The organism is Brevundimonas sp., from assembly GCF_035998205.1.
In the GTDB taxonomy this organism is placed as follows: Bacteria; Pseudomonadota; Alphaproteobacteria; order Caulobacterales; family Caulobacteraceae; genus Brevundimonas.
In genome coordinates, this window is record NZ_DASYHT010000006.1 from 46,159 (window position 1) to 60,545 (window position 14,387).

The 14,387-nt window shown below is 71.9% G+C and carries 12 protein-coding genes; 7 read left to right on the forward strand and 5 right to left on the reverse strand.

All coding sequences use genetic code 11. The annotated features are described in order from the left end of the window. Positions 1 to 19 precede the first annotated feature (19 nt). From VGN74_RS10265 to VGN74_RS10275, 3 genes are read right to left on the reverse strand one after another with little or no spacing between them, the layout of a single operon-like run. Complete coding sequence (locus VGN74_RS10265) at positions 20 to 1,096, reverse strand: phosphotransferase family protein (protein WP_327447828.1); 1,077 nt, start codon at positions 1,094 to 1,096, stop codon at positions 20 to 22. Then, positions 1,093 to 2,586 carry a glycerol kinase GlpK gene (glpK, locus tag VGN74_RS10270; protein ID WP_327447830.1) on the reverse strand — a complete coding sequence of 498 codons (1,494 nt, stop codon included), beginning with the start codon at positions 2,584 to 2,586 and terminating at the stop codon, positions 1,093 to 1,095. The genes VGN74_RS10265 and glpK overlap by 4 nt, the downstream gene beginning before the upstream one ends. Next, positions 2,574 to 2,954 carry a hypothetical protein gene (locus VGN74_RS10275; protein ID WP_327447832.1) on the reverse strand — a complete coding sequence of 127 codons (381 nt, stop codon included), beginning with the start codon at positions 2,952 to 2,954 and terminating at the stop codon, positions 2,574 to 2,576. Before VGN74_RS10275 ends, glpK begins: the two co-directional genes overlap by 13 nt. Between VGN74_RS10275 and VGN74_RS10280 the strand changes: the two genes are divergently transcribed. The 6 genes from VGN74_RS10280 (at position 2,953) to mdh (ending at position 11,559) form a co-directional block, all read left to right on the forward strand. Beyond that, positions 2,953 to 3,939, forward strand: a complete 987-nt coding sequence (locus VGN74_RS10280) for a threonine/serine dehydratase (protein WP_327447834.1) — start codon at positions 2,953 to 2,955, stop codon at positions 3,937 to 3,939. The two genes, VGN74_RS10275 and VGN74_RS10280, sit on opposite strands and share 2 nt — an antisense overlap. Continuing rightward, entirely contained in the window at positions 3,936 to 4,394 is a 459-nt protein-coding gene (locus tag VGN74_RS10285) for a MaoC family dehydratase (RefSeq protein ID WP_327447836.1), read from the forward strand. The genes VGN74_RS10280 and VGN74_RS10285 overlap by 4 nt, the downstream gene beginning before the upstream one ends. Before the next feature lie 322 nt (positions 4,395 to 4,716). Beyond that, positions 4,717 to 6,915: a prolyl oligopeptidase family serine peptidase gene (locus VGN74_RS10290; RefSeq protein ID WP_327447838.1), complete on the forward strand. Its 2,199-nt coding sequence runs from the start codon at positions 4,717 to 4,719 to the stop codon at positions 6,913 to 6,915. Positions 6,916 to 7,074: 159 nt separating this feature from the next. Further along, on the forward strand, positions 7,075 to 9,216 hold the full coding sequence (locus tag VGN74_RS10295; protein WP_327447840.1) for a prolyl oligopeptidase family serine peptidase: 2,142 nt from the start codon (positions 7,075 to 7,077) through the stop codon (positions 9,214 to 9,216). 72 nt (positions 9,217 to 9,288) lie between these two features. After that, positions 9,289 to 10,026: a DUF1223 domain-containing protein gene (locus VGN74_RS10300; protein WP_327447842.1), complete on the forward strand. Its 738-nt coding sequence runs from the start codon at positions 9,289 to 9,291 to the stop codon at positions 10,024 to 10,026. 570 nt (positions 10,027 to 10,596) lie between these two features. Beyond that, the gene (mdh, locus tag VGN74_RS10305) at positions 10,597 to 11,559 is read left to right on the forward strand and encodes a malate dehydrogenase (protein WP_327447845.1); all 963 of its coding nucleotides are present in this window, start codon (positions 10,597 to 10,599) and stop codon (positions 11,557 to 11,559) included. A 15-nt stretch (positions 11,560 to 11,574) separates the two neighbouring features. On the opposite strand, the gene VGN74_RS10310 is transcribed toward mdh, so the two are convergent. Both VGN74_RS10310 and zapE read right to left on the reverse strand, forming a co-directional pair. Next, positions 11,575 to 12,042, reverse strand: coding sequence for a YbjN domain-containing protein (locus tag VGN74_RS10310; protein ID WP_327447847.1), 468 nt, complete (start codon positions 12,040 to 12,042; stop codon positions 11,575 to 11,577). 32 nt (positions 12,043 to 12,074) lie between these two features. Beyond that, positions 12,075 to 13,193, reverse strand: coding sequence for a cell division protein ZapE (zapE, locus tag VGN74_RS10315; protein ID WP_327447849.1), 1,119 nt, complete (start codon positions 13,191 to 13,193; stop codon positions 12,075 to 12,077). A gap of 135 nt (positions 13,194 to 13,328) precedes the next feature. Here zapE and VGN74_RS10320 point away from each other — a divergent pair, with 135 nt between their 5' ends. After that, on the forward strand, positions 13,329 to 14,375 hold the full coding sequence (locus VGN74_RS10320; protein ID WP_327447851.1) for an aspartate-semialdehyde dehydrogenase: 1,047 nt from the start codon (positions 13,329 to 13,331) through the stop codon (positions 14,373 to 14,375). Positions 14,376 to 14,387: the final 12 nt, after the last annotated feature.

Consider the following 14,387-nt stretch of genomic DNA (forward strand, 5'->3'; position numbering starts at 1 on the left):
GACGTTATGGATTGGGGCGTCAGGCGCCGGCCTTGCGGGCGAAGGCCAGGGCGCCTTCGGCCAGCAGGGGAGCCTGGGCCGCCATCTGGCGGGCGTGGTCGGAGGCCGCCGTGCCGTCGCGCACCCGGCCGCCGATGCCCTGGCAGATGGCCGCCAGCCGGAACAGGTTGTAGGCGAACAGCCAGTCGAGGTTGGCCGGGCGCAGGCCCGTCAGCGCCGCATAGGTCTCGACCATCTGCTCGACGCCGGGGATGCCCAGCGCCTCCAGATCGGCCCCCGCCAGGCCGTTGCGCAGGGTCGCCGGAATGGCCCAGCCGATCAGGAAATAGGAGAAGTCGGCCATCGGATCGCCCAGCGTCGACAGCTCCCAGTCCAGCACCGCCCGCACCTCGGCGGCGTCCGGGGCGAGGATCAGGTTGTCGAGGCGGAAGTCGCCGTGCACCACCCGCGCCGGCCCCTCGGGCGGCAGGGTCTCGGGCAGCCATTCGATCAGCCGGTCCATGGCCGGGATCGGTTGCGTCTCCGAGGCCCGGTACTGTTTCGACCAGCGGCCGACCTGCCGCGCGAAATAGTTGCCCGGCTTGCCGTAGTCGCCCAGGCCGATGGCCTCCGGGTCGAAGCGGTGCAGGGCCGCCAGGGTGCGCACCTGGGCGTCATAGATGGCGCCGCGCTCGGCGGGGGCGAGGCCGGGCAGCTTGAGGTCCCACAGGACCCGGCCCTCGACCTTGTCCATGACGTAGAACATCGAGCCGATGACCCCCTCGTCCTCGCACAGGGCGTGGGGGCGGGCGACCGGAAAGCCCCGGGCGTGCAGGGCGGAGATGACGCGGAACTCGCGGTCGACCGCGTGGGCGCTGGCCAGCAGGGTCCCCGGCGGCTTGCGGCGCAGCACATAGGCGCCGCCCGGCGTGGTCAGCTCATAGGTCGGGTTGGACTGGCCGCCCTTGAACTGGCGCAGGGTCAGGGGGCCGGCGTAGCCCTCCACATGCGCCTTCAGCCAGGCGTCGAGCGCCCCGACGTCGAGGGCGTGGCGGGGGTCCACCTCGCGCGTTCCGGAAAAGGCGGTCTGGGGGTCGAGCGCGGCGTCCTGGGTCATGCGGCGGCGATCATGGCGGCGCGCACCGCCGCGCGCCAGCCCCCCAGCAGCCGTTCGCGGGTCGCCGTGTCCATCTGCGGCCGCCAGCAGGCCGGGGCGGCGGTCTCGCGCGCCGCCAGGCTGTCGACGAGGCCTGCCCCGAAGGCCGCCAGCCGCGCCGCGCCGAGCGCCGTCATCTCCTGATAAGCGGGCCGTTCGACTGTCACCTCGCAGATGTCGGCGACGAACTGCATGGCCCAGGCGTTGGCGGTGACCCCGCCGTCGACCTTGAGCACTTTCAGCGGCGGGGCCCCGTCGCGGGCGAGGGCGTCCAGCAGGTCGCGGGTCTGGTAGGCGAGGCTTTCCAGCGCCGCGCGCACGAAATGGGCCGGGCCTGAGTCGCGGGTCAGGCCGATCACCGCGCCGCGGGCCTCCGGGGCCCACCAGGGCGCGCCGAGGCCGGTGAAGCCGGGGACCAGATAGACCCCGCCGTTGTCCGGCAGGCCGCGGGCCAGCGCTTCGGACTGGCGGCTCTCGTCGATCACCCCGAGGCCGTCGCGCAGCCACTGGATGGCCGAGCCGGCCGAGAAGATGGAGCCCTCCAGCGCAAACGCCTGCGTTCCGTCGACGGCGTAGCCGAGGGTCGAGAGCAGGCGGGCGCTGGAGGCCACCGGCTCCGCGCCGACATTGGCCACGAGGAAGGCCCCGGTGCCGTAGGTGATCTTGGCGTCGCCCGCCGCCAGCGCCCCGTGGCCCACCAACGCCGCCTGCTGGTCGCCCGCCGCCCCGGTGATCGGCAGGGGCCGGCCGAACACCTCGGGGGCCGTCTCCGCCAGCAGTCCGGCGCAGGGGCGAATCGCCGGCAGGGCGGCGACAGGGACGTTGAACAGGTGCGCCAGATCCGGCCGCCAGGTCAGGCTGCGCAGGTCCATCAGGCTGGTGCGCGCGGCGTTGGTGGCGTCGGTGACATGGGCGCGCCCGCCGCTCAGCCGGTCGATCAGCCAGGCGTCGACGGTGCCCAGCCGCACCTCGCCGCGCGCCGCCCGGGCCCGGCCGTCGGGCACGGCGTCCAGCAGCCAGGCGAACTTGGTGGCGGAGAAGTAGGGATCGAGGATCAGGCCGGTGGCCGCCTGCACCGCGGGCTCGTGCCCCTCGGCCGCCAGCCGCCGCGTGATCTCGGCCGTGCGTCGGTCCTGCCAGACGACGGCGCGGTGCAGCGGCGCGCCGGTGGCGGCGTCCCAGATCACCGCCGTCTCGCGCTGGTTGGTGATCCCCAGCGCCGCGAACCGGGTGATCCCGCCGGCGGCGTCGACCACCTCACGGCAGGTCTGCAGCGCCGCCGACCAGATCTCGGCCGCGTCGTGCTCGACCTGGCCCGGCTGCGGATAGTGCTGGGTCAGCTCCAGCTGGCGCGTCGCCACCGGGGTCAGGGCCCCGTCCGGCGACAGGGCGAAGGCCACCGCCCGGGTCGAGGTGGTGCCCTGGTCGAGGCTGAGGATCAGCGGGTCCATGCCGAACGCCCTCTCCAAACTTCAATCGTCTTCACGGCGGCGGCCAGCAGATTGCCGAAATCCGCGACAGCGCCCGAGAAGGTGGCCTCGAACTCGATTCCGTCGTTGGTGTCGATCGACCGGGCGGTCACGTTCATCTGGTCGCCCGACGGCGCAGCGATGTTGACCTGGAAGCAGTCCCAGGGGCGATCGCCATGGATGTGGAAGTACCGGGCAGGGGCTTCGGCCCACTCCGTGCAGAGCTCCCAGCCTTCCGCCTTTGCCCGTTGCGCCAACTGATCATCTATGGCCGCAAAGGGGTTCATCTCGCGATCCTGCGCCGGGCCGATCTGCTCGACAAGGCGACGGATCGGGTTAAGTGAACGCATGCGCACCGCCTCCTTCGACGGCGTCCTCGACGCCGCCCGCCAGATCCGTCCCGCCGCCGTCCGCACGCCGCTGATCGAGCATCCGGCGCTCAATGATCGCCTCGGCGGCCGCGTCCTGCTCAAGTGCGAAACCTTCCAGGTCGCCGGAGCCTTCAAGTTCCGCGGCGCCTACAACCGCATCAGCCGGCTGACGGACGAGGAGAGGGCGCGCGGGGTGGTGGCCTTCTCGTCCGGCAATCATGCCCAGGGGGTTGCCGCGGCGGCAGCGCTGGTGGGCACGCGGGCGACCATCGTCATGCCGGCCGACAGTCCGGCCATCAAGATCGCCGGGGTCCGTCACTTCGGCGGCGAGGTGCGGCTGTACGACCGCTGGACCGAGAGCCGCGAGGCCATCGGGGCGCAGCTGGCGCAGGAGCGCAACGCGGTGCTGGTGCCGCCCTTCGACGACCCCTTCATCATCGAGGGTCAGGGGACCACCGCGCTGGAGCTGCTGGACCAGGCCGACGGGCCGGTCGACCAGCTGGTCTGCTGCTGCTCCGGCGGCGGGCTGATGGCCGGGATCAACCTGGTGCTGGAGGCGCGCAGCCCCGCGACCGACAGCTGGGCGGTCGAGCCGGAGGCCTTCGACGACACCGCCCGCTCGCTGGCCGCCGGCGAACGGGTCGGCCATCCGCCGGCCGCGCCGTCGATCTGCGACGCCCTGCAGACTCCGGTGCCGGGCGAGCTGACCTTCCCCATCAATCAGAGGGTGCTGAAGGGGGCGCTGGCGATCAGCGACCTCGAGGCCGCCGAGGCGGTGCGCTACGCCTTCCGCACCCTCAAGCTGGTGGTCGAGCCCGGCGGGGCGGCGGCGCTGGCCGCCGTGCTGGCCGGCAAGATCGAGACGCGCGGCCGCACCACGGCGGTCATCCTGTCCGGCGGCAATGTTGATCCGGGGCTGTTTTCGGCCATCATCGAGGACCGTTTCACCGGAGCGCCCGCATGACCCCGACCCCTGTCGCCCGCCTTCCCGAGCTGATCGGCCAGGAGGTCGGCGTGTCGCGCTGGATCACGGTCGACCAGGCCCGCATCGACGCCTTCGCCGACATCACCGAGGACCGGCAGTTCATCCACATCGACCCCGAGGCGGCGAAGGCCACGCCGTTCGGCGGCACGATCGCGCACGGGTTCCTGACCCTCAGCCTCGCCTCGGCCATGAGCTACGACGCCGTGCCGCCGCTGGAGCGGGTGGTGATGGGGGTCAACTACGGCTTCGACAAGCTGCGCTTCCTCGCCCCCGTGCCGGCCGGGTCGCGCGTGCGCGGGCGGTTCCGGCTGCTGTCCGCCGAGGACAAGGGCGGCGGCCGCTGGCTGCTGAAACACGAGCTGACCGTCGAGATCGAGGGCGGCGACAAGCCGGCCCTGATCGCCGAATGGCTCGGCATGCAGATGGTGGCGTAGGGGCGGGGGCGGCCCCTCCGTCACGGCGCTGCGCGCCGCGCCACCTCCCCATTGGCATGGGGAGGAGAGGCGATGGATGCAGCTCTCCTCCCCCATAGCGGAGCGTATGGGGGAGGGGGACCATGCGCAGCATGGTGGAGGGGGCGACCGCAGGCGCTGCGCTCTGTCCCTCGCCCCCTCCACCCTGCTTCGCCTGACGGCTTCGCAGGGTCCCCCTCCCCCGCACGCGGGGGAGGAGAGGATCCTTCGCCCATTTGTCCGATTGATCCCCGACCTGACCCGGGTAGTGTGCGCGCCCTGTCTGTCGCCTGGGGACCCCCTGATGACCCGCGTCGCTTCCCTCGCCGTGCTCGCCGCTCTGCTGGCCAGCCCCGCCCTTGCCGAGACGAATTTGGCCGAGATCCGCATGTCCGAGACCGTCCAGGAGCCGCAGGCGCGGCTGCCCACCCCTGTCGCCGCCCCGGTGCAGGTGACGGAGGAGGACCCTTACATCTGGCTGGAGGAGGTCGAGGGCGAGCGGGCCCTGGCCTGGGTGGCGGAGCAGAACACCCGCTCGCTGGGCCGGCTGCAGGGCGACCCGCTCTATGACCAGCTGCACGCCGAGGCGCTGGCGCTGGTGGAGTCGCGAGACCGCATCCCCAGCCCGGCCTTCCGCCGCGTCGAGGGCGTCGAGGGCATCGACAACTTCTGGCAGGACGCCAACAGCATCCGCGGCGTCTGGCGCACGACGACGCCGGAGAGCTACGCCACCGCCGCGCCGGCGTGGGAGACGGTGCTGGACCTCGACGCCCTGGCCCGGGCCGAGGACGCCAACTGGGTGTGGCGGGGGGCCTCGTGCCTCGAGCCGGCCGGGCGGCTGTGCCTGGTGGAGCTGTCGGACGGCGGCAAGGACGCCTCGACCCTGCGCGAGTTCGACCGGGTCAGCCGGACGTTCGTCGACGGCGGCTTCGTGCTGCCGGAGTCCAAGGGCTCGGCCACCTGGATCGACGCCGACACCCTGATCGTGGCGCGCGACTTCGGCGAGGGCAGCCTGACCGAAAGCGGCTATCCGCGGGTGCTGAAGCGGCTGGCGCGCGGCCAGGCGCTGGACCAGGCGCAGGAACTGTTCCGCGGCGAGGTCGACGATGTGTTCGTCAACGCCTTCACCCTGCGCGATCCCGACGGGCGGCTGCGCGCCACCCTGATCTCGCGGGCCATGACCTTCTATACGCGCGAGTATCATCTGGTTCAGGCCGACGGCTCGACCCGCAAGCTGGACCTGCCGGAGAAGGCCGCGATCACCGGCCTGCTGGGCGACCGGCTGATCCTGACCACGGACGAGGACTTCACCGCCGGCTCGGGCCAGAGTTTCCAGACCGGCGACCTGTTCAGCGTCGACCTCGACGCCTGGCTGGCCGACCCGGCGACGCCGATGCAGCTGATCCTGCGCCCCGGCCCGCGCGAGGCCATCGAGGGGGTGCAGATCACCCGCAACCGGCTGGTGGTGGCGCTGTACGAGAACGTCCGCGGCGGGGTCTATGTCTATGCGCCGACCCCCGACGGCTGGTCGCGCCAGCGCATGGACCTGCCGCAGAACGTCTCGGTCGGGCTGGGCTCGGCCAGCGACGCGGATGACCGGGTGTTCGTCTCGGTCAACGGCTATCTGACGCCCTCGACGCTGTACCTGGCCGACGCCGGCACGCTGCAGGCCGAGGCGGTCAAGTCGCTGCCGGCCAAGTTCGACGCCACCGGGCTGGAGGTGCGCCAGTTCGAGGCCCGCTCGGCCGACGGAACGATGGTCCCCTATTTCGTGGTCGGCCGGTCCGACCTGCCGACCGACGGCTCGGCCCCGACGCTGCTGTACGGCTACGGCGGCTTCCAGGTGTCGATGCTGCCCGGCTATTCGGCCACGGTCGGCAAGCTCTGGCTCGAGCGCGGCGGCGTCTATGTGGTGGCCAACACCCGCGGCGGCGGCGAGTTCGGGCCGCGCTGGCACCAGGCGGCGCTGCAGGAAAACCGCCAGCGGGCGCACGAGGACTTCCAGGCCGTGGCGCTGGACCTGATCGCCCGCGGCATCACCAGCCAGCCGCACCTCGGCATCATGGGCGGCAGCCAGGGCGGCCTGTTCATGGGGGCGATGCTGACCCAGCGGCCGGACCTGATCAACGCCGCGGTCATCCAGGTGCCGCTGTTCGACATGCTGCGCTACCACCGCCTGCTGGCGGGGGCCTCGTGGATCGCCGAGTACGGCAACCCGGACATCCCGGAGGAGCGCGCCTGGATCGAGGCCTATTCGCCCTACCAGAACCTGCGCGCCGGCCAGCCCTATCCGGAGGTGTTCATCCACACCTCGACCAAGGATGACCGGGTGCACCCGGGCCACGCCCGCAAGGCCGCGGCGCGGCTGGAGGAGCTGGGCTATCCGGTGCTGTTCTACGAGAACACCGACGGCGGCCACGCCGCCGGGGCCAACCTGCGCGAGACCGCCCGCCGGCTGGCGCTGGAGTACACCTATCTGTCGCGCCGTCTGATGGCGGAATAGTCCTTCTCCTCCCCCGCGTCGCGGGGGAGGGGGACCCTGCGCAGCAGGGTGGTGGGGGCGACCGCTCGCGCCGCGCCCTGCCTCTCGCCCCCTCCACCGCTTCGCGGTCCCCCTCCCCCTCTGCGAGGGGGAGGACTTTCCAGCTTTCGGAGTTTTCCCATGCGTCTGCTGCTGCTCACCGCCTCCGCCCTTGCTCTTGCGGCTCCGGCCGTCGCCCAGCAGGCGATGCCGCACTTTCCGGCGGCCCTGACGCCCGAGGGCATCGCCGCGGCCGACGACCATCTGGCGCTGGAGGAGGTGGAGGGCGCCGAGGCCATGGCCTTCGTGCGGGCCTCGAACGAGCAGGCGCTGGCGGCCCTGACCACGGACCCGCGCTACGAGACCTTCCGGGCCCAGGCCGAGGCCATCCTGACCTCGCAGGACCGGCTGCCCTACCCGAGCTTCCTCGGCGACGGGGTCGGCAACTTCTGGCAGGACGCGACCAATCCCAAGGGCGTCTGGCGGCGCACGACGCTGGACAGCTACGCCACCGAGGCGCCGGCGTGGGAGGTGCTGCTGGACATCGACGCCCTCGCCCGCGCGGAAGGCGTGGACTGGGTGTTCAAGGGCGCCAACTGCCTGGCCCCCGATGACCGGCGCTGCCTGATCTCCCTGTCCGAGGGCGGCAAGGACGCGGTGGTGGTGCGCGAGTTCGACACCGTGTCGAAGACCTTCGTCGAGGGCGGCTTCAGCCTGCCGGAAGGCAAGCACAGGATCAGCTGGCTGGACGCCGACACCCTGCTGGTGGCCACCGACTTCGGGCCGGGCACGCTGACGGAGTCGGGCTATCCCTACATCGTCAAGACGCTGGGCCGCGGCCAGACCCTGGCCGAGGCGACCGAGGTCTATCGCGGCGACGCCGCCGACGGCGGCTATGGCGTTAGTGCGGTGGTGCTGCGCGACCCCGCCGGTGCGGTCGAGGCGGTGCTGTTCCGGCGGCCGCTCGACACCTTCCGCGCCGAGACCTGGCAGTGGCTGGACGGGCGCGCGGTGAAGCTGGACCTGCCGGCGCGCGTCGGCATTCACGGCGTGCTGGACGGGGCGCTGGTGGTGACGCCGGAGCAGGCCTGGTCGGTGGGCGGCGCGGCGGCCGAGGCCGGCACGCTGATGGCCGTGGATCTGGCCGGTCTGCGCGCCGGCGCGGCGTCGGCGACGGCGCAAGTGGTGTTCGATCCGGGTCCGCGCCAGTCGGTCGAGGATGTGGCGGTGATGCGGGACCATGTGCTGGCGGTGGTCAACGACAATGTGGTCGGGACCCTGCGGCGGTTCACGCCGGCGGGCGGGGCCTGGACGGGCCAGATGCTGGAGGCCCCGGCCAACGCCGCCGTGGGGCTGGGCGACACCGCCCGGTCGAGCGGGCGGGTGTTCGTCACCTCGCAGGGCTTCCTGACGCCGCCGTCGCTGGGCCTGCTCGAGGCCGAAGCGACCGCGCCGCAGCCGTTGAAGGCGGCGAGCGCCAAGTTCGACGCCTCGACCCATGTGGTCGAGCAGTACGAGGCGACCTCGGCCGACGGAACGCGGGTGCCCTATTTCGTGGTCATGCCGCGCGACCTGGCGCGGGACGGCCAGGCCCCGACCGTGCTGTTCGGCTATGGCGGCTTCCAGGTCAGCTTCCCGCCGGCCTATCGCGCCGAGATGGGCAAGCTGTGGCTGGAGAACGGCGGGGTGTTCGTCCAGGCCAACATCCGCGGCGGCGGCGAGTTCGGGCCGGACTGGCACCAGGCGGCGCTGCGCGGCAACCGCCAGCGCTCGTTCGACGACTTCATCGCCGTGGCCGAGGACCTGATCGCCCGGGGCATCACCAGCCCGGATCACCTCGGCATCTATGGCCGCTCCAACGGCGGGGTGCTGACCAGCGTGTCGATGACCCAGCGGCCGGACCTGTTCGACGCGGTCGTGATCGAGAGCCCGCTGGTGGACATGCTGCGCTACCACCTGCTGCCGGCGGGGGCCTCCTGGATCGGCGAGTACGGCGACCCGCGCGTGCCCGGCGACGCCGAATTCATCGCCGGCTACTCGGCCTACCAGCGGCTGGCGCCCGGCGTGGACTATCCGCGCGCCTACATCACCACCAACACCCTCGACGACCGGGTGCACCCGGCCCATGCGCGCAAGTTCGCGGCGCGGCTGGGGGCGATGGGCCATGACCACCTCTATTTCGAGGACACGGCGGGCGGGCACTCCAACGACGCCGATCCGGTGGCCAACGCCCGGCGCTGGGCCCGGCACTATGTCTATCTGGCGCAGCAGCTGATGGACTGAGCGGGGCCGCGCGTCCTCACCTCACGCAGATATGAGCGGCGGTGAAGCCGCGACCGGCCTAGAACGTCAGCCATGATCAGACGGGGCTGTATCACGGCCGGGGCGGGGGCCCTGGCGCTGGCGCTCACCGCTAGCTCGGCGGCCCAGCCGGCGCGCTCGTCGCCCCTGTCCGTGACGCCGGTGGAGACGGTGGTGGTGGAGCTTTTCACCGCCCAGGGCTGCGGCAGCTGTCCGGAGGCGGACCGCACGGTAGAGGCGCTGGCCGAGGCGCCGGGGGTGATCGCCCTGACCTATGGGGTCGACTACTGGGACTACCAGGGCTGGGCCGACACCTTCGCCCGGCCGGAGTTCGTCGAGCGCCAGCGCGCCTACCAGCAGGCGCTGCAGCTGCGCGGCGTCTATACGCCGCAGATCGTGGTGGATGGCCGCCGCGCCGTGTCCGGCGTCGACGCGGGGGCGGTGGAGGCGGCGGTCGAGGCGGCGGCGGTGCACCGCGAGTTCCCGCCCGAGATCGAGTTCCGCGAGACCGGCGGCCATGTCGGCGTCGGCTCCGGGCGCGTCCCCGAGGGCGGGGCCGAGGTCTGGGCCGTGGTCTACCGGCCGGGGGCCCAGACGGTCGAGGTCGGGGCCGGCGACAACCGCGGGCGGGAACTGCGCCAGGTCAATGTGGTGCAGGCGCTGGAGCCGCTGGGGACCTGGCGCGGCCGGCCGACCCTGTTCGCCCTGCCGGAGACGGGGCCGGACGTGGCCGTCGCCGTGCTGGTGCAGAGCCGCGCCGACGGGCGCATCCTCGCGGCGGCGGCGCGGTAGGGGGGCTTTCCTTCTCCCCCTGGGGGAGAAGGTGGGCCGCGGAGCGGCTCGGATGAGGGGTGTCAGCGCCGACGCCGGGTGGCTGTTCCGACCGTTCAAGGTTCATCACAGAGAGCACAGCGAGACACGGAGGACACAACGGCGTGGCGGCGCCGGGCCGGCGGCGGGTCGCCTCGGACCTTCGAGTTCACGGCGCTTCGCGCACACCCGCCCGTCATCCTCGGGCTTGACCCGAGGATCGCGCCTTCCGTCGCAGATCGCCGGCCGGCCTGGCGTCGGGCCTGACCCTCGATCCTCGGGTCAAGCCCGAGGATGACGGGGTGGGGGGCTCGGTGCGCCTCTCCTCCCCCATAGCGAAGCGTATGGGGGAGGGGGACCACGCGCAGCGTGGTGGAGTGGGCGAGGGACAGAGCGTCGCGCCTACGGTCGCCCCCTCCACCGCTTCGCGGTCCCCCTCCCCCGCAGGCGGGGGAGGAGAGGGGCTCCTCTCGCCGCTTGCTCCTCGCCCCGGCCGGGTCTAGACCCCGCGGCATTCGTTTTCGCAACGCACCACGACCATCGGAGGCCTGAATGGCTCGCGCGAAGATCGCCCTCATCGGCGCCGGCATGATCGGCGGCACCCTCGCCCACGTTTGCGCCCGCGAGGCGCTGGGCGACGTCATCCTGTTCGACATCGCCGAGGGCACCCCCCAGGGCAAGGCGCTGGACATCGCCGAGGCCACCGCTGTGTTCGGCCAGGACGTGGCCCTGAAGGGCGCCAACGACTACGCCGACATCGCCGGGGCGGACATCTGCATCGTCACCGCCGGCGTGCCGCGCAAGCCGGGCATGAGCCGCGACGACCTGCTGGGCATCAATCTGAAGGTGATGAAGGCGGTCGGCGAGGGCATCAAGGCGCACGCCCCGAACGCCTTCGTGATCTGCATCACCAACCCGCTCGACGCCATGGTCTGGGCGCTGCAGAAGTTCTCGGGCCTGCCGAAGGAGAAGGTCGTCGGCATGGCCGGCGTGCTGGACTCGGCCCGCTTCGCCTACTTCCTCGCCGAGAAGACCGGCGTGTCGGTGCAGGACATCCACGCCTGGACCCTGGGCGGTCACGGCGACGACATGGTGCCGATGGTGCGCCACTCGACCGTCGGCGGCCTGCCGCTGCCGGACGCGGTCAAGGCCGGCTTCATGAGCCAGGCCGAGCTGGACGCCATCGTCGAGCGCACCCGCAAGGGCGGCGGCGAGATCGTCGCCCTGCTGAAGACCGGCTCGGCCTTCTACGCCCCGGCCGAAAGCGCCATCGCCATGGCCAGGTCCTACCTGCTGGACCAGAAGCGCGTCCTGCCGTGCGCCGTGTGGCTGTCGGGCGAGTACGGCCTGTCGGACCTCTACGTCGGCGTGCCGGCCATGATCGGCGCGTCGGGCGTCGAGAAGATCGTCGAGTTCAGCACCGACGAGTCCGAGAAGGCCATGCTGGCCAGGTCGGTGGACTCGGTGAAGGGCCTGATCGAGGCCTGCAAGCAGATCGATCCCAGCCTGGCGTAAGCCGGCCGTGAGGCTTTAGGGGGCGGGCGCCGCGAAGCCGACGTGCACGGCGAAGCGGCGCACGCCCTCGACCCACAGGGCGGTCGGCGCGGCCAGCACCGCCTGCGGCGCGCCCGGCTCAAGGATCAGGTCGTAGTCGACCACGGCCGAGCCGTCGGCGGCCCAGGCCTTGAGGAAGCGCTGCTCGCGATTCCAGTCGGCGACCGCCTCGGCCGTGGCCCCCGGCGCGGTGAAGCGGGCCGAGAACTGCGCATCGCCGCAGACGGCGGTTGCGCACCCCGGAAAACTCAGACGCCAGTTCAGCGGGCCGTCGCGCACGTCCAGATGCGTGCCGTCGGCGTCGACCACGGGCTCGGACACTTCGGCCCCGACCGAGGCGAGCCAGACACGCGTTTCGGCGAAGGAGACGCCCTCCTGCGCCGCAGCGGGCGCGGCCAGGATGGCGAGGAACAGGGCGGACAGCAGGGCAGGGCGCAGGGTCATGGCCCTGTTGCAGCACCGAAAGACGGCGAAGGCTAGACCGGGGCCCGCTCGCCGGAGCGCTGTTCGATCCAGGCGCGGCTGCTCATCTCGTTGAGGCGCGAGACGGTGCGCTCGAACTCGAAGGCGCCGATGCCGCGGGGATAGAGGGCCTCGGGCAGGGCGGCGGCGAGGGTCACCAGCCGCACCTTCGCTTCGTAGAGGGCGTCGATCAGGGTCACCAGCCGGCGCGCCTCGCTGTGCCGGCCCTCGTCGAGCAGGGGCAGGTCCTCGAGGAACAGGGTGTGGAAGCGCTCGGCCAGGGCGAGGTAGTCGTGCGGGCCCAGCGGCCGGGCGCACAGGGCGTCGAAGCTGGCCCGGGCCATGCCGCCGACCGTGCGGTCGATGACCACCTGGCGACCGTCAACCCTGAGCACCGTCGGCTCCTCGGGCTCGTCGCCGCGGAGGTCGTCCCACAGGTGATCGAAGGCGAGGCGCCGCCCGAAATCGTCCGAGGGCGCGTACCAGACGCGCGACACGCCCAGCCGGTCGACGCGCCAGTCCTGGGCCCCGGCCACCTCGACCACCTCGCAGCGGTCGCGGATCAGGTCGATGAAGGGCAGGAACAGCTGGCGGTTGATGCCGTCGCGGTAGAGGTCGCCGGGCTCGCGGTTGGAGGTCACCGCCAGCACCACGCCCTGGTCGAACAGGGCCTCGAACAGGCGGCCGAGGATCATGGCGTCGGCGATGTCGGTGACCTGCAGCTCGTCGAAGCACAGCAGCCGCGCCTCGCGGGCGATCATGTCGGCGACGGGGCCGATCGGGTCGTCGCCGCGGTGCTGGCCGAACACCCGTCGGCGGGCGGCGGCGTCGCCCTCGCGCCACTGGCGGATCAGGTCGTGGATGCGGGCCATGAAGGCGTGGAAGTGGGCCCGCGTGCGGCGGGGCTCAGGCGCGCCGGCGTAGAACAGGTCCATCAGCATGGACTTGCCGCGGCCGGGCGGGCCCCAGAGGTAGACGCCCCGCACCTGCGGCCGACGGCCGAACAGGCCGCGGCGGCGCAGCCGGCTCTCCAGCGCCTCGAGATGGTCGAGGGCGGCGGTCTGGGCCGGATCTTGCTTGAGACGACCGGAATTCAGTCGCTCGGCATAGGCCTGACGGAGGGCAGAGGGCATGGTCCGGACTGGAAAGGCGCGATGAGCGGTGAAAAGTCGTTGCGTCGCAGGCGCGAAAGCCTACATCAGAAGCCCTCTACAGAACCTTGCGCGGTCGCCTCGTGGCGACCGGCTTCTCCCCGAAGGACCTTCCCCATGGGCTATCGCGTCGCCGTCGTCGGCGCCACCGGAAACGTCGGCCGCGAAATGCTGGCCATCCTCGACGAGGTCAACTTCCCGGTCGCGGAGATGCACGCGGTCGCCTCGCGGCGCTCGAAAGGCGTGGAGGTGGCGTTCGGCGACCGTACCGTGCGCTGCGAGGATCTGGAGCAGTTCGACTTCTCCAGGGTCGATGTGGTGCTGATGTCCGCCGGCGGGACGGTGTCCAGGGCCTGGTCGGAAAAGATCGGCGCCGCCGGCCCGATCGTCATCGACAATTCCTCGGCCTTCCGCATGGACCCGGACGTGCCGCTGATCGTGCCCGAGGTGAACCCGGACGCCATCAAGGATGCGCGCAAGAAGAACATCATCGCCAACCCCAACTGCTCGACCATCCAGCTGGTCACGGCGCTGAAGCCGCTGCATGACGCCGCCGGCATCCGCCGCGCGGTGGTGGCCACCTACCAGTCCGTCTCCGGGGCCGGGAAGGAAGGCATGGACGAGCTGTGGAACCAGACCAAGGCGGTCTATGGCCTCGGCGACACCACGCCGAAGAAGTTCCCCAAGCAGATCGCCTTCAACGTCATCCCCTTCATCGGGGCGTTCCGCGACGACGGCTACACCGACGAGGAAGCCAAGATGTGGAACGAGACCCACAAGATGCTGGACCCCTCGATCCGCCTGACCGTCACCTGCGTGCGGGTGCCGGTGTTCGTCGGCCACTCCGAGGCCGTGACGCTGGAGTTCGATCGCCCGATCGAGCCGGAAGAGGCGCGCGCCGTGCTGCGCGAGGCGCCGGGCGTGCTGGTCGTCGACAAGCAGGAGGCCGACGGCTACGCCACCCCGGTCGAGGCCGCCGGCGAGTTCGGCGTCTATGTCAGCCGCATCCGCAAGGATCACACCGTCGAGCACGGCCTGTCGCTGTGGGTCGTGTCCGACAACCTGCGCAAGGGCGCGGCGCTGAACGCGGTGCAGATCGCCCAGTTGCTGGACGAGCAGGGCGTGATCCAGCCGGCCAGCGGCTATCGCACCCTGACCGTCTGAGGTTGTCCTGAC